Below are 22,114 nucleotides of genomic sequence, written 5' to 3'. Positions count from 1 at the left end.
AGTCGCTCCTGGTTGGCAACAATTTACAAATTGGCGTCGTTGGGCAGCCGGTTATCCCCGTGGCGTGAATTGTTCGCTGAAGCACTCGTGCACACGAGGCCGTTGAGGTTGCCGGATCGACTGTATAGCAGAGGGGGCGAGGCCCTCGACCACATCCGAGATCATTAATTCGTGGAAATTAATCTTTACGCTGACCTGGGCACGCGGGATATCGCCGGTGGTGCCGGTCGTGATGTGCGCGACGAACCAGAATTTGAAAGCCTCCAGGCCGAAATCGGCAAGCTGTCCAGCCCGACGGCCTCCGGCACCGTGGATTGGGCCCAGGTGGAAGCACTTGCCAAGGCCTTGTTGGCGGACAAGGGAAAAGACATGCTGGTGGCGGCCTATCTGGCTGGTGCGGCTCTGCAGCAGCGCGGACTGTCCGGACTGGCCGATGGCCTGGGTGTCTTGGCGGACATGGTGCCGCGTTACTGGGAGACGCTATTCCCACCGTTACAGCGTCTGCGAGGCCGGCGCAATTCCCTCCTATGGCTGATCGACCGTATCCAGGTCCATGCTGCGGAACATGACTGGTCCGGCGGGCCTCCCCAGGTGCCGGAGCTAGTTGCCCGTCTGGAAAGCAGCCTTAAGGTCCTTGACGGCTTCCTTGGTGAAAAGGATGAAGAGGGGCCCTCTCTGCGCCCTGTGCTGACGTTGCTGCGCGGAATCCCCTTGTTGCCTGTCCCTGATGAGGTTCCTCAGACGGTTGCGTCAACCGTCACACCGACTGTGGTGCCGGCCACAACCTCAGACGGGACTACTGCAACGCCTGCCCCCATCGCTCCTGTCCAGCCAGTGACGGCGGCATTCTCCGTAGCCCCCGGCGATGATGTTGAGCAAGCGCTGGAGCAAATGTGCCGTCGGAGCGGTGAGATTGCAGATGTGCTGTTACAAGCAAGCCTTGCGGATGCACGTGCTTATCGTCTCAAACGTCAGGCAGTTTGGGGCAGCTTGGACAATCCACCGCCTGCCCAGGGAGGGGCTACCCGTATCCCTTCACCCCCGGAGCAGGTGATCACCGTATGCGACCGGCTCCTCGCCAGTCAGTCAGATGAAGGTCTGGTGCAGTTTGCCGAGGGGCAGTTGACCGTTTCCCCCTTTTGGCTGGATCTCAATCGTATTTGCTGCCAGGCCCTGGAGCGCATGGGTGCGGCATACGCCGCCGCGACGGCTGAGGTCAGCGGCGAAACCGCGCGTTTGTTAGCGCGGTTTCCGGGACTCGAGGTTTTGACGTTTGCCGATGGTCGCCCGTTTGCGGATGCGGAGACCCGGGCTTGGCTCGGTTCCCTGGCGTCTGCGGGCGAGGGCGAGCGCATTGCCCCAGACCCTCTGGCGGGGGTCTTGGCGCAGGCGCGGCGGTGGGTGGCCGAGGGGGATCCTGCTGCGGCCGCAGCGGTGCTGCAAGAGATCTTGCAGACTTCGGTGACTCCCCTCCAGCGACTGCGGGTGCATATCCAGTTGTGCCAACTGCTGCTGACCTCACGTCTTGTCGCCAATCTACCGTCTTTTGCCCAGGTCATTGTGGACACCATCGACCGCCATCACTTGGACGAATGGGAGCCGGCACTGGCCTTGGACGGGCTTCAGGTCGCCTATCAGGTATTTGTCCAGGCACAACGGGAGCGGGCCGAAGCCCTGCTGGCACGCATTGTGAAGCTGGATATGGGGGCGGCAGTCAAACTGGCAGCCTCCTGAGCCGTAGGCCATAGGCGGAATCGGTGCCGTTCTGGCACCGATTCCGCCTTCCAATATTAGGCCCCAGCTTCGCGCAGTTTCTCCCCGACCTGCTCCTTAAAGAAGGTTTCCATGGTCTGGGGTTTGTGGGGTGTGCTGCGTTCATCCCAGCAGACGCCGATCCGTTCCGGCAGCGATACTTTCATCGGCGTTTCCGGCGCCCCCGCCAATTTTACTTCCACCAAGTACTGGCCCTTGGCGTTTTGGGTCTCTAGCGCCTTCTGCTTAAGTGCATTGGCTTCCCGCTCTTTGGTTTCCAATTGCTCTAACTGCTGCGCTAGCTTGAGCAGGTTTTCCTGACCCTCAAATTGATAGTAGAGGCCGATTTGGCGGATGCCCAGGGCTGCCAACTTGGCCGTGGCGCCAGGAAACTCGTCAGCGTTGAACTGCCGGTGCCCATCGCGGAAATCCTGGAGGAACCGCACTAGCCCCAGTGGCCCAGGGTATTTCTTGGCCAGCACCAGATCATCCACCTTGATTTGCAGGTTGATATCGCCGCAATTGCCGATGGACCACGCGAAGTTCTCGCTGCTGGGGAAGTTGAAGTTATTCAAGGTACGGCTGCCGCCGTTACATTGCAGGGTGAGTACGGTGGCGAATGGCTTGGCCCTGGCGTTCGGGGTTACGCTGGTGGGCTGACCTGTGATTCTCAGCTGCAGGGTTTGCGCCTTCAAGGCCTCCTTCTTTTGCTTGATGTCTGTCAGCATATGGTCGGCTTCGGCCGCATTTTGCTGCGCCTGTAACTGCTCCTTCTGCGCCTGTATTTCCTCCTGACGCTTGGTGATTTCCATTTTTTGCTGCGCTACCAGTTGCTCCACCCGTTTGCCGGCAGCGCCGTTGAGCATGGGCAGGAAGTCGCCGGTGAAAGGGACGGAAAAACCGAGGGTTTCGACGATATGGAAGCGATTGGCGTCCCGCGCCAAGAAGGGCTTGGCCGGGCCGTCGGCAAAGGCCCATACCGAGCCGGACTGGCCGTAAAGCTGATCGACCACATCTGTCATGGTGGTCGCGGTTTGCAATGGCCATTGCACCTTGGATTCCCATGCCTGCTGCAGGCTGCAGGAAGCCTGTAACTGCGTATAGGACAAGACAAAGCGGAAGGGCCCCTCGATCAACTGCCAGATCGACTCACTGTCGGCGCTGTTGTGATTGAGTTGTTGTTTGAGTTTTCGCAGGGAATCGGCGATAGCCTGAAGCTTGGACGATTTGACCCCGGCGTCTCGGGAAAAGCCATGGAACTCGGCCGCTAGCTGATACGCTTGGGCAGGCCCCGCAGCCGATTCCGCCGCAGCGGTATCGATGCCTTTGAGGAAATGGCGCAGGGTGTCGCTGGCATCCAGGCTAAGGCCAATGGACTGGCTACCTTCCTGCACTTGCCCGGCGACCACCTGCTTGAGGGCTTTCCCACCGTTGTTATTGATGGCGCCGACAAGCTGCATCGCCTGGCTGCCTGCCGCCGTTGCGCGAGCTTGTTCACGCAGGCGGGCAAATTCGCGTGCGAAGCGCAACCAATCGGGCAATGCCTGCTCCGGCACTGCTTTGAATTCCTCGTTCAAGCGGTCGATCAGGCGGTAGTAGGGGCTCTGGGGGCCGGTGATACTCCCTAGGGCGGCCCGCCATGCCACCTCCCCATGCAGTATCTTTTCTGCCGACGGGAAATCGACGACAAAGCGTTGCCAGGCCTGCAGGCGCTGTTCGTTGTACCAGGCTTCAAAGGCTGTGCGCTCACCGACGAAGCGGGCGCCATTGTCGGCGCTGGTTTCCAGTTCGGTCAAAAAGCCATCGATGGCCTGCTGACCTGCTGCCGTGAAGGCTGGTGCCACAGTGGTGAACGGCAGCTCTGCCGTGGCCTTGGAATTGCCCGTGTTCTTCCAGAACAGGCTAGGAGAGACCCCTCCGAGGGGGGCATTTCGGTCGACTAACGCGACTAGCCAAGTGAAGGGCGGGGTGATTCCATCGGCGATAGTGCTGAACATCTCCCGCTCCCGACCCAGCATGCGCTGTAGATAGGGGTCGCGGGCATCGCTCCATGCCAAGTGTGAAAGATAGAGGGCATTGAAGCGTTGATACAGCTCCGGTGTATAGCGCTGTACGTGGCCGGCTTGGGGCAGGATGGCCAACTGATCGCGCTTGGCACCGTTCATCCTGGCGCGAAGTAGGTTGATGTGGCGTACCAGGTTGATCGCCTGCTGCGCCCGTTGGGTGTCTGGAGCATCCAGGCGTATGTGATCAAGGTCTTGGCCGAGATCGTCGTCCTTCTCGTTTTGGATGAAGCGGCGGTATTTACCGACAAAGTTTTGCTTCAGCTTTTCTTCCAGATCGTCCATGTTGGTCATGACGACCATCCAGTGGGCTTTCCAGTGGGTGTTGTTGCGCTCGATCCGGATCAGGCTGTCACTGATGCTGTCCAGCGTCACCACATCGTCTTCCAGGCGGCCGGTGAAGGTGCTGTTGAAAGGGTAGCGGTTGCTGATGGCGTATAGGGTTTCCAGATTGCTGAAGAAGGAAACGGTCATCAGGGTGCCGACTGCTGCGGTGAACAGCAGCCAGCCAACCAACCCCAGATTCTGGGTGATCCGGTACCAGTGGTTCACTAGGGCGGCGGGACGGGAAATGTGACGATCCTGGGGGAGGATGCGGCCGAAGAAATCATGCAGGAAGAGCCCGGTACTTTGCTCTCCGTGGGCCGGAGTGGGTGGCAGCAAGTTCCCCAGGAGCGCAGAGGTGACGCCCCCTTGTTGTTGCGCGCTGCTAAAAAACAGCCCGCGCAGGAAGGGGGACTCCAGGTAGGGATCGTTACCCAGGCAGGTGCGGAGGAAGGCTTCCAGAGACGGGCGTAGGCGCTCTATCTCGTTGGGAAGCAGCAGCAACTCCGGTGGCGCATCGGCGTCTCGGGCCACCAGGGCAAGGCGCAGCTTGCGCAGGCGCTCGCCGATGCTGGCGAAGGCCGCATCGAGAAAAACGCTTTCTTTTTGCTCTCCTTCATGGTCCTCCGCCAGGTAGCCCATGGCCTGGCCGAGAAGATGCTCCGGCAATTGCCGGGACCAGCATTCCATGCCGTACAACTGGTCGCACTTTGTGATCAGAAGGTAGATGGGGAAGCGCTTGCCAAACAGGCGAATCAACTGCTCGATGCGTTCGCGTATCACGCGGCCTTCGTCATCCAGAAGGTCGCGTTCGGGGGCCAGAAGACGGTCGGCGCCGATCGCCAGTACCAGGCCGTTCAGTCCTTCCTTGGCGCGGTACTTGGCCAGCAGATCGAGGTTCAACTCCCACTCCCGTTTGTCTGCTTCCCGGTCTTCCGACCCCACGTAGCGGCCGGCGCAGTCCAGGACGATGGAACGGTCGAAAAACCACCAATCACAATTCAGGGTTTGTTCCACCTTGGTTTGCTGGCTGACTTTCTGGATCGGCGAGGCGAGGCGGGCTCGGGTCAGCGCCGATGTTTTGCCGGTGCCGCTACGGCCGATCACCATGTACCAAGGCAGGACATAAAGGGGGTTGCCCAGGCGTTTCAAGCTGGAATGGCGCAATGTGGCCACAGCGGCTTTCCACTTCTTGACCAGCAGGGCTTCGGGGGAGGCGATTTTGGCCATGCTGGCCCGGCTCGCCTCTGATGGCTGAGCCATTTTGCTGCGCGAGCGCATGACCACGAGGATGCGGCGCAGGGCTTTGATCAGGAAATAACTGCCGAGGAAGGCGAGAAAAATCGCCACCGCTGTCCACTGTGGCCAGTCTAGATATAGCGCCACGCCCCAACTGACGGCAGCCAGAAGGAGCATTGCCAGTAACCACAGCAAAAAGAGTCCGATTTTTTTCATTTGATTTGGGGCAGCAGCGTATCGACCATCTGCCAGATCGTGACGTGATAGAGGAGGTACAGCAGCGCCAGCCCTACCAGGGGGGCAATGAACGCCTGGAAGGACAGGGAGGTGAAACGCCAGCGCAGCCTGCTGGCGGGCTCGGGCCGAGGCGGCGGCAGGTTGAGACCATAGCCGTCTGGAAACAGATGCTCGTCTACCGCTGCCGGGAGCCCTTCGCCGTCCTGCAGCAGGAGTTTCATACTGGCACGCTGGATTTCTTCCCGTGCCTTGAGGTTACGTTCGTAGCCATAGCGACCCGCAAACCCAAGACTGAGGCACAGTGTGTAAACCTCGCGTACCGGCAGTTGCTGCGGCGTCAGTGCCTCCAGGCGGGTGAAGAAGTCGACGCCGGCGTTGGTGATGTTGAAGTAGCGCTTTTGCAGCAGATGCCTTGGCCATTCGGCGGCGCCACCCCAGGGGGCGGCCAGCAGCGCCTCGTCGGCCCAAGCCACCACGGCGAATAGAGCGCTGTCTATGTCGGCCTCGGTAAATCCAAGGTCATGCGCGGTGCGGCGGGCATCGGCGATGAGGCGGTCCACGTTGGCGGCCAGTTGAGGCGTGTCGTTGGCAGGTGCCTGCTGAAACTGGCGCAGATAGGCGATGAGCGGCATGAAGGCGTCCGCCAGGGAGGTAGCGAAAAGGCTCATGGCTTATCTCCCGAGGACCACAATTTCCGCCTTCAGATCATCTGGTGCGTCAAGCCAATACAGGGCGATGCTGCCATCCCGTTCGACCGCCTCCCACTGCCGGCTTTGCTGTTCGATGCGGAAGTAATAGGAAGATGCTCGTCGGGGCAGGCCCTGGGGCGCCAACGGCATGTGGATCAACTCCAGGCCAGGGAGCGCGTGGGCGATAAGTTGAGGCAACTCATCCTCGGCGGCCAGACGCGCCTCGCTTTGCAGTGCCTCCACCACCCGCAGAGGATCCGCCTCGGTGCGGACAACCAGATAGAAGCGGTTGCGCTGCCCGAAGAAATCTCGGGGCAGGGTGCTGCGGTAGCAGCCATCCTGGTAAGTCAGAATGGCGAGGAACTCCGGACCCACCGTGATTTCGTTGAGCAGATGACTGATCAGGCTACGCACACGGCCGAAGCATTTGCCCAGGTCCCCATGATCGTAGGGGGGCAGGCCGGGCGTGCCGTCTTCCGCCTCGCCCAGCATGTCGAAACGTTCGGAGAAGGAACTCAGCTCTCCCACCAGCTGGCGCAGGGTGCCATAGACTTGCCAGGGGTGGGCCTGGCGGGTTTCCGTCAGGTGGAACAAGTAGGGCGTGATGCGATTGAGGGAGCGCAGGGCCAGCAGGAACACCAGGTAGGAGGAATCGAATTCGGCCTTCTGCATTTCCCGGGGGCTTTTGTATTCCTGCAGCTGGCGGGCCCGGCCGGCCAACTCGTCGCGGATGTCCCGGATCATGGCGCTTAGGGGCTCAGCACCGGCGAGCGTGTAGCAGGGAGGAATGAAGCTAGGCGAGAGGACCATGGCCTCCCCATCCCTTACCAAGCGGGCGATAGGGATGAGGTCGTACTGCTCGACATGTTCGATTTCGTGCTCGAAGAAAATACGGACGACATGCAGCAGGGTTCGTACTTGGGCCGTGGGGCCTTCGGCGTACAGGTCAGCCGTCTCCTGGGGATTGGCGAGGGAAGCAAAGCGCGTGGAGGCGTCGCCAGCCTCCTGGAGACTGGCCGCCTCGGTGACGTTAATTTCCCGGGGTAGCAGCTTTTTCAGGCCCAGATAGACGGTATTGGGTTTGTTCCCTTCGATTCCGTTGGCATTCAAGGTGCGGGGTTTGATGACGGCATTGCCCGGGTAGTCGATGTAGGTGCCATCGGGAAAGACCAGTTGGGCGTTGCGAATCTCAACGGTACGGTTCGCCAGGGCCGAGGGGGGCAGATCCAGGCGGCCCACTCCCCAGAAATGAGGAAGACCCGATTCAAGGAGGGGGCTGAGCTGGAAACGTTGGTGTTGCTCAGCCTGCTGGAAATGCTGGGGTTGCAGGAACATGCCTTGATGCCAGTAGATGGCTTGAGAGTGATTCATGGCGATTTCCTAGTTGCCTATGGTTTTGGCCATATTGACCATGTGGATGTCCGCTTCCAGCGCTTCGGGGGAGAGGCTGATCTCATTGCCATCACGATCAGGAGATAGAGAAGTGGACGTGCTCCCCGCGACATCTCCCGGGACCGGTTGGAGGCGCTCGGCGCCGATGATCCCCTCAGCCCCCAACTGCAGGCGTAGTCTCAAGACAGAGGGAGCGGCTGTATAAGTCCTGCCAAGCCAGCCGGTGCTGTCTACCTGGAGAGGAATTGGAAAGAGGCGGGTAATTCTTGTGGGGGTGATGTGGTAGTAGCCCGCGCTGATACCGACGAATCGGGCATCCTGGGCGCGATCTAGGCTCAGCACCGTATGCTGGCCTGGCCCGATCACATGGCGGGAAAAGTCCACGAAGCCATTTCCTGCGTTGCCATTTTCCAGAGTCTTGGCGAGGGCCTCCGGATTGGCCATGAGTTTGTAGAACTGCGCGGGGTCTGCCATTTGATAAACCCCTAGCAACAATGTGTGTGCCTCATCGTCGTATTCATTGAGCCGGGTATCGGCGGCTAGTTCGAGCACGAGCGCATCCTTGGCGTACTGCCAACGCGCTTCGGCGATGGCGCTCTTCCGGGTGTTGCCGCCCAGGGCTGAATTGGCCGCAGTGCATCCGGTCAGGCTGGCCGCCACGAGGCAACCCAGAAGGGGGATCAGACAAGACAAGGGCGGCTTCTTCAGGGTTGGACGCGGGGGGCAACCCACCAAGCACCTTGGGGAAGGCGATGGACTAGCCAGCCTTGCTGGCGCAGCCGCATGCCTTGGGTATAAAAATGCGTTGCTCACAGCGATCGTCCGTATTTCGTGGAGACCCGCCGGTTTGGCGCCATTGATTTGCGCTCCCAGATGGCGGCGTTGGCCGGTTCGGGCGATGGGGCCCTGACGCAGGAGGAGGGGCGGTATTTCATGCCAACGCCACGATCGTGGTTTCGGCCGTGTCGTCGTCTGCATAGGGCAGGAACAGGATGGCCTCCGGGCACCCCGTGACGCGGACGTAATAGGACGTATCGGTGTCGAGCCGGTTACGCACTGCCCAGGCCGTAAAGTTCCGTTCGCCAGCGGTCAGTCGCAATCCCTGCTGGGCAAACTCCAGTACCGTTTTTTGGGGCAGCCCTCCCGTGGGGCCGACGGCATGGAAGTCGATAGCGGCGTCCGGGCCGGCGATCGCGAATATGGCACCCGACCATTCCCCTTCCCGGGGACCGATTTCGAACCACTGGCCCAGCCGTTCATCCCCGAGGATGTTGAGGCGGTAGTCGGGTGCCGGTGCCGGAGTGCCTCGATGCGCCTTGGCCACCACCTGGGCAGGCCACGCTCCATTGCTTCCATTCAGTTCGGAGGCGGCACGCAACAGGGACGGCCGTTCTTCCTCGGCAGGCACCTGCCCGGGCCAAAGCAGGACGATGGGGAAGGCATGGCCGCGGAGATGGCGCAGGGACGCCGCCAGCAGCGAAAGGCCATAACGGATGGCGGGCCGGGCCATCGCCTCGCCGTCGGCAAGAATCAGCCAGAGGTCGGAACGAGCCTCCTGGAGCGCTTCCAAGGCCGCCCGCCAGGCCAGCTTGTCATTGGCGTCGTTCCAGAAATGACCGGCAGCCCCCAGGCCATAGGCGTGCAGGGCGGCTTTGGCCGCTGCCACCCGGGGGACACTTTGGTCCCGTGAGCCGAGGGCGCTGATCCAGATGTTTTTCATCGTTTTCCTGTCCTTTTGCGAGCTCAGCCCATCACCATGACCACGGACTGACTGGGGGCCAGCACGGCGCCCACTGCGTTGCCATCGTTTTGCCGAGTGCTATCCCCGAGGCGGACGGCGGGATGCCCTTCCAGCTTCACCTTCAGGCTGCCGGTGATGAATTCGGCGGGGCCCATCACCTTGCCCGAGACCACGCCACCGGCCATGCCGGCCTCGTCGCCACTGCTCAGGGTGATCTTGGAACTTTGGTGCAGGGCTGGCATGCCACAGATGAGCACCTTCAAGGTGGCCGGGTTGCCCAGCATGGGCATGGCGATGTTGGGATAGGGCAGGGGAATAGGCGGTCCCGGCGGAGCCGGTGTCTTGCAGACGTCCGGCATGGCCAGGCACTGCCCGGCTTGTTTGGTAACGGCAAACATGGGATGCGCCTCCTAGCCCAGATCGATTTTGTCGCCGTCGATCTTCACCTGGCCCTGGGCCAGCACCGCGGCGTGGCGGGCGCGCAGATCGAAGCGTTCTTGCACCTGGAGGCGTACGCGGCCGGCCCGGGTTTCGTCCAGGTTCTCTATCCAGCGGCAGCAATCCCGGGCCTTTTGCACCAGGCGCCCGACGCTGCTCTGCACCTGCTGGGCCAGGAGCTGGAGTGTGCCCAGGCGGGCTTCCACCGTGCCGGCTTCGGCCTGTAGCCGTTCAAAGCGGATATCTCCCTGGCCGCCGCTCAGGGTGAGTCCGGGGGCGCTGACGGTGAGGTGCTGACGGGCCTCCAGAATGGTGTGCTCGGCCACCGTGCGCAGTTGTCCCCGGTTGCTTTCCAGGCGTACGCCGCCCGGCAGGGTCAGGGTGCCCTGGGTCGGCGCGGTGCGGCTGAGGATGGCCAGGATGTAGGGGGGGCGCTTGCTCCCGGGGGTCGAATCCTGGCTGATGAGCACCATGTCGCCGCACTGGGGTTCGAGGAGGCAGCTTTCGGCACGCAGGGCCCGGTCGGCGTCGCCAGCAGCGGAACGGAGGAAAAACCAAGTGTCGGCTCGTCCCGAGATGGTGGCGTAGGTGAGCCGGATGGCCGGATCGGCACCGGCTTGGGGCAGGGCGTGTAATGGAGTTGGCATGGGCGCTTCTGGGGTCAGGGAAGGGGTTGCCAGGCCTCGGCCCGGGCCAGGGACGGGTCGGTGGGGCGGGTGTGGGTCAGGCGAGCGCTGTCCCAGTGGGTATCCGCTTGCCGCAGGGCATGAAGGTTGCTGCCGCTGAAATCCGCAGCACGGCAGTTGGCCCGGGAAAGATCGGCATGGGCCAGGTCGCAGTGAAGGAGTTCCGCCTCGCTCAGGTCGGCGTCCTGCCATTGGCTCCGCAACAAGGCGGATTGGCGCCATTGCACGCGGGGAGCCCGGGCGCCACTGAAATCGGCGTCACTGGCATCGGCCATCTCGAAGCGCGCCTCGGTCAGGTCCGCCTGGGCCAGGCGGGCGCCGATCAAGGTGGTGTAGCGGCCCCGGACGCCCCGTAGGCAGGCCTCCTGCAACTGGGCGCCGAGGAAACTGGTGCGGTCCAGGAGAGCGTGGGAAAAGTCCGCCCCGATCAGCCGGGCCCGGTCGAACAGGGCCATGGTCAGATCGCAGCCAGGAAATCGCTGTCCTTCCAGTCCGGCTTCCCGTAGGTAGGCCTGGCGGAGACAGGTGGCGCTGAAAATGGCGCCCGCCAGGCCGCACGCCAGGGCCGTCCAGCGGGTCAGATTGGCCTGGGTGAAATCCGCGCCGTTAAGGTGGCAGGCGTCCATGTCGGCACGCTCCAGGTGGGCACGGCCAAAGTTCGCCTGCTCGCCAAGGCAGCGGCTGAAGGCGGCGGATGACCACTGGGAGTCCCGCAAGTCGGCCTGGCGCAAGTCCACTTCCAGCAGCCGGCAGCCCCGGGCCTGGACGCCGTCCAGTCGCGCCTGTTGCAGGCTGACCCCCTGGAGGTCGGCACCGTCCAGCACGGCGCCGCTCAGGCAGGCGCGGTCCAGACGGACATGATGGAGCCGGCAGCCGGCCAGATCGCGCCCGGACCAGTCCACGCCGGAGATGTCCACGTCTTGCAACCATCCGCTGTCCTGCAGGGTTTGCCAAGCGTGTTCCGCATTCATGGGGATGGACTCCTTCATACCTGGGGCGGCCGGAAAGCCAATACGGTTTGGTCGATGTTGGCACCTTCCAACTGGGCGATGGTGGGTTGGGTGCCCTCGAAATCCACCCCGTAGAGATTGGCCTGGCGCAGCCAGGTCCGCTCCAGGCAGCTTTGTCGCAGGGAGCCCTGAAACAGGTTGATGCCGCTCAGGTCGGCCTCCGCCAGATTGGCACCGCTCAGCCTCATCCCCTTGGCAGAGGCCCGGCGCAGGTCGGCCCGTTGGGCCTGGACGGCGCTGAAGTCGGTGTCGTCCAGGATGGCGCCCTGCCAGGTGCTGTCGGAAAGCTGGGCTCCTGACCAGTGGGCCCGGGGCAACTGGGCGTTGGTGAAGTCGGCTCCGCTGAAGTTGCTGGCATCATCGGCCCGGCTGTCGTGCAGGTTGGCCTGAGTGAATCGACTACGGGGGGCGGTGACCGCGTAGAACTCCGCTCCCTTGCAGTCAGCCGCAGTGAAATCCGCAGCCTCTAGCCTGCCGCTGTGGAACTGGGCCCCTTGCAGTCTGGCTTGCCGGAAGTCGGCGTCGCTGAGGTCGGCATCGGCAAAGCTGCATTCCTGGGCGGTGCAGCCGGCGGCGCGCACGCCGGTCATGCGGGCGCCATGGAACAGCGCGTTATTCAGGGTGGCGCTGCGCAAATCGGCACCGCTGAAATCGGCGCTGGTGAAATCGCCGCCCTGCAGCTGGGCATCCTGCAACTGGGCCTGGGCAAAGCGGCTTTCACCGGCGCTGACGTTGGCCAGGCTGGCGTGGGAAAGGTCGGCCGTGCTGAAATCCGCCTGTAGCAACAAGGCACCATCGAAGCACGCAGTCGTCAGACGACAGCCAGCAAAGGTGGCCCCGGCCAGCAGACAGCCCGAAAAATCGGCGCCGGTCAGGCTCAAGCCGGAAAGGTCCAGCCCGGAAAGATCCAGCCCGGAAAGGCTCTGTCCCTGGCCATGGCGTTCGAGCACCGCGTCGCGGCTGAGTTGGGGCTGGTAAGGCTCCCGGCGTGGAGTGGGCAGGTGGGCCGTCGTATCGGCGGGGGCTGCCTCATGCTCCGGGCTGGTCCATGGAACGGTGTAGTGAGCCAGGGGCCGGGGGGGAGCCTCCAGGGATTCCCAATCGGCCAGGAGCGCCAGGATGTCGGAGGCCTGCTCGTCGGCCGTGGGGAGATGGGCCCGATGCAGGATGATGCCGCACTCCTGTTCGGGAAGCAGCCACAGGGTTTCCGCCCGGGTGTCCAGGTCGGTCCAGGTGTCCGTCCCGTCGGCCAGGCGCCGCCGCAGGATGCAGCGGGCGCGCAGGACCGGCAGGCGGCATGAGAGCTGCGGTTGTTGGGGGTGCAGGTGCTGCATTTCCAGCGCCTCCCCGCCCTGGAAATAGCTTGCCAGCCGCTGGTCGTGTGGCGCAGTCATGAAATAGGCGGGGTCGGTGTCCTGGGGGAGATGGGGCCAGCGCTGTTGCAGCCAGGCCTGATCGCAGGCCCCCAGGTGGCGCAGGCGTTGCGGGGCGGCCACCGGCAAGCCCCAGAAGCCGGCCGGTTCCACGCGGTCGCCGCGATTGGCCAGACGCCCGAAGGGCGTTTCCACCTGGGGCAGGGGCCAGGGTCCGGCGGCGAGGGGGGCCTGTCCCTGGCCGACGGGGTTGGCCTGGCAGTCCGGGCCGCCGAAGGCGTTTTCCGGCGTGATGGGCAGGTGCGTGAAGGGGGCTGGGCCGGTGATCAGGCCGGCGGCATTGAAATGGCGCTCGCCGCTGATGACCAACTGCTTGGACAGGGGCCCGACCCGGACCCGAACGCCCAACTCGGTGACCGGCTGGCCGCCGGGGGCCCAGGCCGTCCCGTAGAGTTTGAATTCTGCGGCCGGTTTGGGGTAGCCCTCGTCCAGCACGGCGTTTTCCCCCAGGGCCGCGGCGACGGCGGCCCATAATTCCCCTTCCGGACGCAGTTCCTCCGGCTGGCTTGCACCGAAGGGAAAGCAGGCCAGCATGCCGATGGAGAGGGTGTAGCCCTGGGCCCAATGAAAGGTGCGATAGAGCACAGCCAGGGAATCGGGGCGCTGAATTTGCATGGGTCAGCCCAGCCGGATCAGGGAACCGTTTAGGGTCAGGCCCCCGGGGGATACCGTCAGACCGGACGCCGCCAGTTCCAGCCGGGCTTCGGTGGGGGTAAGGCTCAGGCTGGTTTTACCGTATTCGGCCAGGACCTGGTTGGGGGTGACATACACCCCCGCCTTGCCCATCTTCAGGGTGCCCCCCTGACCCTTTTCCACGGCCAGTTGGGCAGCGCCGGAGCAGAGTACCCAACCGTCCTGGGCCAGGGTGGCCTGGCCTCCCAGGGGGTGGTGGAACACAAGGCTGCCATTAGGGTTGGCGGTGGCCAGTTCGGCCTGGTTGCCGGAAAGCTGGAGGGAACTGGACTCGGGGCCTGCCTGCTTGGCGGCCAGCTGGATGGCGGTTGGGGAAAGGTCGATGGCCGAGGTCTGCGGCGGCACCTGGGTCTGGCTGTGGATGCGGACAGCTGTTGCCTGAATGGCGACAGCGCTGTCGCCTTCCGGTTGCAGCTGATCCACTGTCAGCTGGATGCCCTGACCATTGACCTGGATATTGCTGGCATAGGCCCGGGCTTGCCGTACCGTGTCGGCAATGCCCTGGGCCGCGGTTTCCAGGGCCTGGTGGGCCGCTTCTGCCGAGAGATTGGCGAGCAGGCCGTGAGCCTTGCTGACGCCGTTGCTGCCTGCCTGCCATAGGGGCGCCGGGCTTTGGGGGGGCTGGGGAGCGGGAATGATGGCGCTGGCGGCCTCGGTGGCGGCGGTCTGGTTGGCCGTGATGTTACGTTCCAGTTGGGTCCTGGCCTGGGCCTTGATCTGGTCCACCGCAGACTTTACCGAGGGCCGCTGACCTCCCGAGAGCGTCAGGCTATCTTCGGCCTGTACCCGGCCGGACCCGTGCAGGGCCAGGGACTCCCCTTCGTCAATGGTCAGGCGGCGGCCTTTGGTCCAGGCTAGATCGGTGCTGGCCCGGTAGCTGACAGTGCTACCCAGGCCCATGCCCAGGGCCGCGGCGGTGGACAGGGTGCTGCGCATGGCCAGGTTGACGGTGGTCCAGGGGCCCTTGAATACGGAGCGGCTCTCACCTCCCGTAATGCTGGTGGCGCTGCCCGCGGTGCTGCTCCAGAGGCCTGGCTTGGCTTCCTGGGTGGCCGTGGCGCCGAGGCCCAGTTGGGTGTTCTGGTAGGGCGAGCGCAGCCAGATGCAGGTCTTGTCGGTGGCGTCGTCGAGATAGAAGTGGTTGCCCCCGGCGGTGCCGAGCCGGTTCTGGCTCGGATTCTGGTTATTGACCGGGCCAGGATTCTCCGAGTTGGGGACCGCCGCCATGATGACCGGCTGATCCGGATCGCCATCGGCGAAGGCGAGGAGGACTTCTGCCTTCTTGCGCAGGGGGAAATGCAGGCCGTAGTCATGACCCGCGTAAGGGGAGGCCATGCGGATGCGGGCCGACCCCTTGTCGGCGGCCTTGTCGCTGCGGTCGAAGGGGAGCTGGACCTTGTACTGACCGAATTCATCCAGGTCGGCGTAGCCACCGCTGCCTTCCGCATCGATGCTGGCCGTCATGGTGCCGGCAATGCGCGGCTTGGGGGTCAGGCGGGCGGGGCGGAACTGGGTATCGGCCGGAATGGCGGTCAACGTGACCCGATAGGCTGTGCCGTGTTCGGTCTCCCCATAGGGGTGGTGCATGCCGTTGAGCAGGGCGCCGGCCTGGGTGCCACTGTGAGTCACCTCCGTGACCAGATAGCGGCCGTTGAAATCATCCCGGTAATGGTGGGCCAGGTCCATGTAATAGCCGCTGCGCAGCCCGGTGGCCGTGCCCTCGCCGGAGAAAGTGGTGCCGCCGCAGCGGATCTCCTCGGCCCGCAGGCGGGCATAACGTTGGCCTTCGGCTTCGTCGCGGAAATTTTCGCCGTAGAGCATGACTTCGCCGAAGCCCTGGGGGGCCACGGTGGCACTGAACTTGAGTGCGAGGCTGGCTTTGCGGTGGTTGTATTCCTGCAGTACGACCGTTTGCGGCAGAGGCTGCTGGCGGCAGATGAAGCTCTGTAGCGAATCGTCGCTGCTGCCGGTGTCCAGGGTATCCACCGGCCGGTACTGGACCTTCAGTGCCTGGGCGGGGTGCATCCGCTTGTCATCCACAATGACCAGCTTGTCGCTACTACCGGAATGGTCGAAGAAATAGGCCATGCCTTCCTTCTCCAGCCAGCGGGAAATGAAATCGAGGGGTGTTTCCTGGTATTGGCAGACGAAGCTGCGGGCCCGGTACGCTCCGGTCAGCCTCCATTCCACGTCGGCACTGCTCAGGTGATGTTCCCTGAGCAGGCCGGTGATGATTTGCGGGATGGTCTGCTCGTTGAGATACACCTCGGAAATGCGGGATAGGGACAGGCGCCACAGCCGGGGAACCAGCACAGCCTGATAGAAGGTATAGCCACCGGCCTGGTGCAGTTGCTCGAAGGCAGCCACCACGCCGTGATAGGAGGTGGCGTCGCCCCCGTCTGGCGGATAGATGCGCAAGGTGGCGGTGGCCTGCAGCATGGCATCGAAGTCGATGGCCCCATCGTCGGAAACCAGGGTCAGGGTGAAGCGGAAAGGGCGCGAGATGGCCTCGTAACCGTCCATGACGATGACGTCGAACTTGTCCTTCTCGCAAGCGCTGCAGCTAAAGTCAAAGCGCTTGTTCGTTGCCAGGTGCTTGGCTAGAGAGGTCATCGGCTGCTTCCTGCCTTAGACCGACTCGTAGCGCACCGCGAATTCCCCCTCCGGGCCGACTTCCAGCCAGACCTGGCCCGCTGCCTCGCCGCGGCTCATCTGCTCGAGGAGTGTTTCGGAAAGGCGCGGCATGATGTTGCCGCCGAGAATGAAGTCGATATTGCGGGCCCCGGTTTCCACCTCGGTGCAGCGGGCGGCGATCTGCTCCACCACGGCCTCGTCGTAGGCGAAGGCCATCTGGTTGTTGTGATGCAGGCGCTGGCCGATCTTGTCCAGCTTGCGGCGCACGATACCGGCCAGGGCCTCCTGCCCGAGGGTGTAATAGGGAATGACCGTCATGCGTGCCAGCAGGGCCGGCTTGAAATGTTGGGAGAGGATCGGCCGTACCGCCTCCAGCAGGGTGTCGGCATCGGGCCGCTCGCCGTCGCTGGTCATGGCGGTGATGACGTCGGTGGCCAGATTGGAGGTGAGGAAAATCACCGTGTTGGAGAAGTCGATCTCCTGGCCTTCACCGTCCGACAGGACGCCCTTGTCGAAGACCTGGTAGAAGAGGTTGAGCACGTCCAGATGGGCCTTCTCCACCTCGTCCAGCAGGACCACCGAATAGGGGCGCTGGCGCACCGCCTCGGTGAGCACGCCCCCCTCGCCATAGCCCACATAGCCGGGAGGGGAGCCGATGAGGCGGCTGACGTTGTGCTTCTCCTGGAACTCGCTCATGTTGATGACCACGGTGGATTTCTCGTCGCCAAAGAGGAGGTCGGCCACCGACAGGGCGGTTTCCGTCTTGCCGACGCCGGAGGGACCTGCCAGGAGGAAGACGCCCATGGGTTGCTGCGGGTCCTTGAGGCCTGAGCAGGCGCTCTTGAGAGTTTGAGAGACCTGGCGCATAGCGTGATCCTGGCCGTGGATGCGGGCGCAGAGGGTTTCTTCCATGCGCATGACGCTTTCCGCCTGATCCCGCAGCATCTTGCCGACGGGGATGCCGGTCCAGTCGGAAATGATCTGGGCCACCACGTCCGGGTCCACATCCACCCGTACCAGGGGCTGGTCGCCCTGGGCCTGGCGGAAGGCGCTGGCGGCCGCTTCGATGCGGGCGGCCAGGTCCTCCAGTTCTTCCGTGGCAGCGCCGGCGGCCTTGGCTTCATGGCGTGCCGTGCGTGCCGCCAGCAGTTCCTGGGCGGCCGCCTGCTGGACGGCCCAGCTCTGGCGCAGTTGTTCTGCTGCCGCGGGCAGGGTTGCCAGCCGGGCATCGATGGCGGCCAGGCGTTCCCCATCCACCGGCTGCTGGTTGTCCTGGTCCCGCAGCAGGCTGCGCTTTTCCCGTTCCAGGGCGGCAATCTGGCGCTCCAGATCTTCCAGGGGCGCCGGTTTGGCGCTTTGCAGCACCTTGATGCGGGCGCAGGCGGTGTCCAGCAGGTCCACCGCCTTGTCGGGCAACTGGCGACCGGTAATGTAGCGGCTGGAAAGTTCGGCCGCAGCGACGATGGCGTCATCCCGCACCACCACCCCATGCACGTCCTCGTACTTTTCTTTCAGGCCGCGGAGGATCAGGGTTGCTGTCGGCAGGTCCGGCTCGTCCAGCTTGACCAGCTGGAAGCGGCGGGCCAGGGCGGCATCCTTTTCGAAGTATTTTTTGTACTCGGCCCAGGTGGTGGCGGCGATGGTGCGCAGCTCCCCCCGCGCCAGCGCCGGCTTCAGCAGGTTGGCCGCATCCGCCGTACCAGCCTGGCCGCCAGCACCGATGAGGGTATGGGCCTCGTCGATGAAGAGGATGATGGGCTTGGCCGAGGCCTTGATTTCGCTGATGACGTTCTTGAGGCGATTCTCGAATTCGCCTTTGACGCTGGCGCCGGCTTGCAACAGCCCCATGTCCAGGCCGAGAAGGGTGACGTCCTGCAGGGATTGGGGCACGTCGCCATTGACGATTCGCAGGGCCAGCCCTTCCACCACCGCTGTTTTGCCAACGCCGGGATCGCCCACGCAGAGGGGGTTGTTCTTGCGGCGGCGAGCCAGGATATCGACCATCATGCGAATTTCCGGATCACGGCCGAAAACCGGGTCGATTTTCCCGGTGCGGGCCTTTTCCGTGAAGTTTTCGCAGAAGCGGGCAATGGCGCTGCCGTCACCGGTCGGGGCGGCGTCCCCCCGGGAGGAGCCGGTATCGCCGCTGCCGGCCGCGTTTTCCAGGGAGCCTGAACAGGTCTGGGCGAACGTCCGCATCAGGGCATCCCGGCTGAGGGCGCGGAGGGGCTCGGCGTAGTCGCCTGTGGCGTAATAGCTGGCCCGGGCGAGGAAGGCCAAGAGAATGGCGCCGGAGCGGATGTGGGGTTGCCCCAGGTTAACCGAGGCAATCAGCCAGGCATCCTGTAACAGCTCAAGTAAGAGAGGTGAAAAGGCCGGTTGCCCGGTATTCCCAGACCTCATGTTGTCAATGGCCCGGTCGATGTTCCGTTTCACCCGGGCCGCCTCCACGTCCTGCTGGCGCAGCAGCAAGGCAATATCGGCTTGAGGATCGACCAGCAGTTTGGCCAGCAGGTGTTCCACCGTGATTTCGTAATGAGTTCGGCTGACGCACAGCCCGATACCATCTTCCAGGGCCTGTTTGGTCCAGGCGTTGAGCCGCCCCACCAGGGGTTTGAGTTCAACCAGCAGCATCTTGAAGATTCCTCGTTCTACAGCGTGAATACGGTGCGGGTGGGCTGGCCTGCCGTTTCCGGGGCCAGCCAGGTGTCTAGGCCGAGACGTGACCATGGCCCATCTGTGGTGCCACAGGTTCTGGCGGTTTTGGCTTCGCCGTGGCGCAGTTCCAGGACGACCACCACCGTGAGCGGATCGGTCAGGTAGTAGGTGACCAGAAAACGTAAGCGCTGATGTTCGCTGCCACCGGGCAGCAGGCGGTGGAACAGGGGCGCCGGCAGTTCCTGGAGGTGGATGGCAATGTGGCTGCTGACATCCTCGATTTCACTCCCCAGGAAGGCGTTTTCACCCAGGCGTTGGCCTCGGTTTCCCAGGCAGAGGCGTTGTTCCACGGGAATCGGCACCATGGTCGGGACGGCGCAATCGATGACCACCCGGGCCGGCGAGAAACAGTCCGCCAGCAGGGTTTGCAGGCCCAGAACCGAGCGAGGCCGCTGGCTGAATAGCCCGGCATAGCGCAGCAACTCGCTGGCGTAGGGCAGGCGAGCCCGTTGGTTCGGATCGTCCAGTCCGACGAAGGCGTAGAGCAGATTTTCCAGCTGCCGATCGTCTTCCTCGATAAGGCGCCGCGGTAGCCGGTATTTAGACCAGGCATCGAACAACAGCGGGTATAGCGCGTCATGGAGGATGTCGAGGAAATCCCGGGTGGCATGCCGTCCTTCCCGTTGTTCGTCCAGCAGATCTTCGGTGTAGAAGGTCGGCAGGGGAGAGGCGACCCCGTAGAGCCCAAAGAAGTTGGCGCTGACCTGGTAGCCGCCCTGGGGCCGGGGCTCGATGCGCTCGATGTCTGTCTCGGGGAACCCCAGGGTGAGCTGGGGCCGGGTGCGCAGGCTGTCCAGGGGCGTGCCATCGGCCCGGCTGAACAGCCGGAGCAGGCGGATCGCTTGGAAATAGGCATAGCGCTCACCATTGGCGAGCAGCTGTGCCTTCACAACAGCGTCTGTTGTCCCAGTCGTGGCGGCCATGTGAAAACGGCTCCCGAGAAGGCATCGACGAGTTCGACGCGAGTGTAGGCATTGATGCCGGCGTAGTTGCTGAGGAAGTGGTCCAGCATGCAGCCGAACAGGTAGAGGTCACCGATGCCACCAAAATGGTCGGGGCGGCATTTGACTTGGACTCGCTGCCCACGCAGGACGCTGCCGCGGCCCACCAGCCGCGTTTCCGGCGTGGCGGTTACCGCCTCGATGCCGTCGATGCGCCGGCGATTGGCTGCCGTTGCCCCCTGTTCGCTGCGCTCGCCGAAAATGTGGAGTGCCAGTAGGGACTTGAGATTTTCAGCATTGGCGATGGATAGCAGGTTAAGGGAGACCATGCCGATAACGCGCCACAGCAGGGCCTCTCCGGTTGGTGGAGAGATGCTTGGTGTGATGGGACGTATGTTTTGAAAATTCATCCGCTCGGGGGATGAGCCGGTAGGGCGGCAAAGGTCCCCTAGCTGGAGGCTTTCCGGCAGATGGCGATTGGTACAGGTGATGCGCAGCGAAAGGGTTTCCGGAACAGGCTCGGTCCCGGGGGCGTAATTCACGCTCAAAAAGGTGTCGCTGCCGCGTCCGACAGCCGCCGGACGGATGACGGTGTGGTAGCTCGGGGCGCCGTGACGGTCGTTGCCCCGGAGCGCACCGAAGGGGCGGTACACCCGTTCCTTCGCTACCCCTTGCTGGTAACCCGTGACCTCGTCTACGCCATAGACTTGGTAATGCTGAGAATTGTCCCCTTCGGGGCGTACGCGGTACTCCGTGACGCGATGATCGTGTGTGATCGGGGCGGCTTCGTGGGGGAACAGGTTGATGGCGGGCACCACATTGAGCAGGAAACTGTCGGCGTGTATTTCCGGCATCCAGTCCGGCACGCGGTCCAGGCCCAGGGTGAGGGTAAAGCGCGATCCTTTCCCGCTGGTCGTCCAACGGGCCAAGCCCTTGAGTTCGACGAACAAGAATTTCTCCGGCAATACGAAGAATTCCTGGACCGTACGAAAACCGGGAAAGGCATGACTGGGACTAGGCAGCATCGGGTTGTCGAAGCCCGCCGGGCGAAGTGCCCGGGGATCCAATTCCCAGGTGCTGTCATCATTGCCGATGCGAACGAACGTGACGTGCTTGGCAAGCAAGAGCAGCAGTTTGGCTCCTTCGGCGTAGCCGCCGCCGAGAAACAGCCGTAGCACGTCGCCTCCCCAGCGATCTACCTCGCCGCCCATACAGTCGAAGTCGAGCACGAGTCTGGGACTGGTGCCCGCGCCACCGTCTAAGCGTGTTTGCTGAAGAACTAGCGGAGGAACCTCCAGATCGTGACAGGTTCTGAAGCGGCAAGACGTACCGTCCACCGCCACAGAGGCGATTTCGGTCCCGGCGGGGATGGTGGCGGTTTCGCTCAACATCCCTTTGGCTGTGAAGCTGACCAGCGTAGAGGCCGGTATGGGCCGCAGATAGTAGGGAAAGAGCAGGTTGGCCAGTTCTTGGACGAATTCGGGGAACTCATCGTCCAGTTTCTGGCGGGTAAGGCCGGTGAGGAAGGCAACGCCTTCGAGCAGGCGCTCGACGTCAGGGTCCGCCGATGCTGCCGCCAGCATTGGGGCTAACGCTGGATTGGCCTGAGCGAATTCAACCGCCAGGCTTTTCAGCTTGTGCAGCTCATCCTCGTAATAGCGGTTAATCATGGGTGCGCCCTGTGACAATCTGGGGCAAGCATCGCGGGCGTCATGCAATGTGCACTTTGCCGTTGGCCTCGACCGTAGTGGTCAACTGCAGAGGGATCTCGCGCTGGTCGACCTGCACGAAGCCTGACAAGGAAAAACGGAGGGACAGTACGTCGTCGCCCCCCTGACGCAATGCGACCTTGGGTGCTTTCAGACGCGGTTCATACTTGAGCACCATGCGGCGGATTTCTTCTTCGATGTCGCGAGTTGAACCTGCGGAGAGACTGGCCGCGAGATTGGAAAAGTCCGGTACCCCGTACATGTCATCGATCTGCACGCTGCCCCGATGAGTATTGAGGAGGCGGCGTAGATGGCCCGTGAGTGACTGAACGAGGATATCCGTCTGGGTCTGGTGCGTTCGCTCGCCGCCTCCTTCCCATCTGGATATCCGTTCCAGCAGACGCAGTTCCCGCAT

The 22,114-nt window shown here is 63.3% G+C and carries 15 protein-coding genes; 1 reads left to right on the top strand and 14 read right to left on the bottom strand.

The window, feature by feature from the left end; genetic code table 11:
• Window positions 1–171: 171 nt before the first annotated feature.
• Complete coding sequence (gene tssA / locus OTERR_RS14630; RefSeq protein ID WP_149426213.1) at window positions 172–1,734, top strand: type VI secretion system protein TssA; 1,563 nt, start codon at window positions 172–174, stop codon at window positions 1,732–1,734.
• A gap of 56 nt (window positions 1,735–1,790) precedes the next feature.
• On the opposite strand, the gene OTERR_RS14625 is transcribed toward tssA, so the two are convergent.
• The 14 genes from OTERR_RS14625 to tssE form a co-directional block, all read right to left on the bottom strand.
• Window positions 1,791–5,594, bottom strand: coding sequence for a type VI secretion protein IcmF/TssM N-terminal domain-containing protein (locus tag OTERR_RS14625; protein ID WP_149426212.1), 3,804 nt, complete (start codon window positions 5,592–5,594; stop codon window positions 1,791–1,793).
• Window positions 5,591–6,283 (bottom strand): DotU family type IV/VI secretion system protein, encoded by a 693-nt coding sequence (locus tag OTERR_RS14620; RefSeq protein ID WP_149426211.1) that lies wholly within the window; start codon window positions 6,281–6,283, stop codon window positions 5,591–5,593. Before OTERR_RS14620 ends, OTERR_RS14625 begins: the two co-directional genes overlap by 4 nt.
• Window positions 6,284–6,286: 3 nt before the next feature.
• On the bottom strand, window positions 6,287–7,675 hold the full coding sequence (gene tssK / locus OTERR_RS14615) for a type VI secretion system baseplate subunit TssK (RefSeq protein WP_149426210.1): 1,389 nt from the start codon (window positions 7,673–7,675) through the stop codon (window positions 6,287–6,289).
• 9 nt (window positions 7,676–7,684) lie between these two features.
• A complete protein-coding gene (locus OTERR_RS14610; RefSeq protein WP_187775257.1) occupies window positions 7,685–8,389 on the bottom strand; it encodes a type VI secretion lipoprotein TssJ in 705 nt (234 codons plus the stop codon).
• A 238-nt stretch (window positions 8,390–8,627) separates the two neighbouring features.
• Entirely contained in the window at window positions 8,628–9,416 is a 789-nt protein-coding gene (locus OTERR_RS14605; protein WP_149426208.1) for a hypothetical protein, read from the bottom strand.
• A gap of 23 nt (window positions 9,417–9,439) precedes the next feature.
• Window positions 9,440–9,835, bottom strand: coding sequence for a DUF4150 domain-containing protein (locus OTERR_RS14600; RefSeq protein WP_149426207.1), 396 nt, complete (start codon window positions 9,833–9,835; stop codon window positions 9,440–9,442).
• A 12-nt stretch (window positions 9,836–9,847) separates the two neighbouring features.
• Window positions 9,848–10,522: a DUF3540 domain-containing protein gene (locus OTERR_RS14595; RefSeq protein WP_187775256.1), complete on the bottom strand. Its 675-nt coding sequence runs from the start codon at window positions 10,520–10,522 to the stop codon at window positions 9,848–9,850.
• A gap of 14 nt (window positions 10,523–10,536) precedes the next feature.
• The gene (locus tag OTERR_RS14590; protein WP_187775255.1) at window positions 10,537–11,532 is read right to left on the bottom strand and encodes a pentapeptide repeat-containing protein; all 996 of its coding nucleotides are present in this window, start codon (window positions 11,530–11,532) and stop codon (window positions 10,537–10,539) included.
• 14 nt (window positions 11,533–11,546) lie between these two features.
• Window positions 11,547–13,619 carry a DUF2169 family type VI secretion system accessory protein gene (locus tag OTERR_RS14585; protein ID WP_149426204.1) on the bottom strand — a complete coding sequence of 691 codons (2,073 nt, stop codon included), beginning with the start codon at window positions 13,617–13,619 and terminating at the stop codon, window positions 11,547–11,549.
• A gap of 3 nt (window positions 13,620–13,622) precedes the next feature.
• Window positions 13,623–16,310 carry a type VI secretion system Vgr family protein gene (locus OTERR_RS14580; RefSeq protein ID WP_149426203.1) on the bottom strand — a complete coding sequence of 896 codons (2,688 nt, stop codon included), beginning with the start codon at window positions 16,308–16,310 and terminating at the stop codon, window positions 13,623–13,625.
• Window positions 16,311–16,325: 15 nt separating this feature from the next.
• Window positions 16,326–18,965, bottom strand: a complete 2,640-nt coding sequence (tssH, locus tag OTERR_RS14575; RefSeq protein ID WP_149426202.1) for a type VI secretion system ATPase TssH — start codon at window positions 18,963–18,965, stop codon at window positions 16,326–16,328.
• Window positions 18,966–18,982: 17 nt separating this feature from the next.
• Complete coding sequence (tssG, locus tag OTERR_RS14570; protein ID WP_223115957.1) at window positions 18,983–19,939, bottom strand: type VI secretion system baseplate subunit TssG; 957 nt, start codon at window positions 19,937–19,939, stop codon at window positions 18,983–18,985.
• Window positions 19,936–21,660 carry a type VI secretion system baseplate subunit TssF gene (tssF, locus tag OTERR_RS14565; protein ID WP_149426200.1) on the bottom strand — a complete coding sequence of 575 codons (1,725 nt, stop codon included), beginning with the start codon at window positions 21,658–21,660 and terminating at the stop codon, window positions 19,936–19,938. Before tssF ends, tssG begins: the two co-directional genes overlap by 4 nt.
• A 40-nt stretch (window positions 21,661–21,700) precedes the next feature.
• Window positions 21,701–22,114: a type VI secretion system baseplate subunit TssE gene (tssE, locus tag OTERR_RS14560; protein WP_149426199.1), complete on the bottom strand. Its 414-nt coding sequence runs from the start codon at window positions 22,112–22,114 to the stop codon at window positions 21,701–21,703.

The organism is Oryzomicrobium terrae (assembly GCF_008274805.1).
Taxonomy (GTDB): domain Bacteria; phylum Pseudomonadota; class Gammaproteobacteria; order Burkholderiales; family Rhodocyclaceae; genus Oryzomicrobium; species Oryzomicrobium terrae.
This window is presented reverse-complemented; position numbering and strand designations above follow the sequence as displayed.

Coding starts and splice junctions, on each gene's coding strand:
- tssH (WP_149426202.1), bottom strand. CDS start 18,965: ATGCTGCTGGTTGAACTCAAACCCCTGGTGGGGCGGCTCAACGCCTGG.
- OTERR_RS14580 (WP_149426203.1), bottom strand. CDS start 16,310: ATGACCTCTCTAGCCAAGCACCTGGCAACGAACAAGCGCTTTGACTTT.
- OTERR_RS14605 (WP_149426208.1), bottom strand. CDS start 9,416: ATGAAAAACATCTGGATCAGCGCCCTCGGCTCACGGGACCAAAGTGTC.
- OTERR_RS14585 (WP_149426204.1), bottom strand. CDS start 13,619: ATGCAAATTCAGCGCCCCGATTCCCTGGCTGTGCTCTATCGCACCTTT.
- tssF (WP_149426200.1), bottom strand. CDS start 21,660: ATGATTAACCGCTATTACGAGGATGAGCTGCACAAGCTGAAAAGCCTG.
- OTERR_RS14620 (WP_149426211.1), bottom strand. CDS start 6,283: ATGAGCCTTTTCGCTACCTCCCTGGCGGACGCCTTCATGCCGCTCATC.
- OTERR_RS14600 (WP_149426207.1), bottom strand. CDS start 9,835: ATGTTTGCCGTTACCAAACAAGCCGGGCAGTGCCTGGCCATGCCGGAC.
- OTERR_RS14625 (WP_149426212.1), bottom strand. CDS start 5,594: ATGAAAAAAATCGGACTCTTTTTGCTGTGGTTACTGGCAATGCTCCTT.
- OTERR_RS14590 (WP_187775255.1), bottom strand. CDS start 11,532: ATGAATGCGGAACACGCTTGGCAAACCCTGCAGGACAGCGGATGGTTG.
- tssK (WP_149426210.1), bottom strand. CDS start 7,675: ATGAATCACTCTCAAGCCATCTACTGGCATCAAGGCATGTTCCTGCAA.
- OTERR_RS14595 (WP_187775256.1), bottom strand. CDS start 10,522: ATGCCAACTCCATTACACGCCCTGCCCCAAGCCGGTGCCGATCCGGCC.
- tssE (WP_149426199.1), bottom strand. CDS start 22,114: ATGCGGGAACTGCGTCTGCTGGAACGGATATCCAGATGGGAAGGAGGC.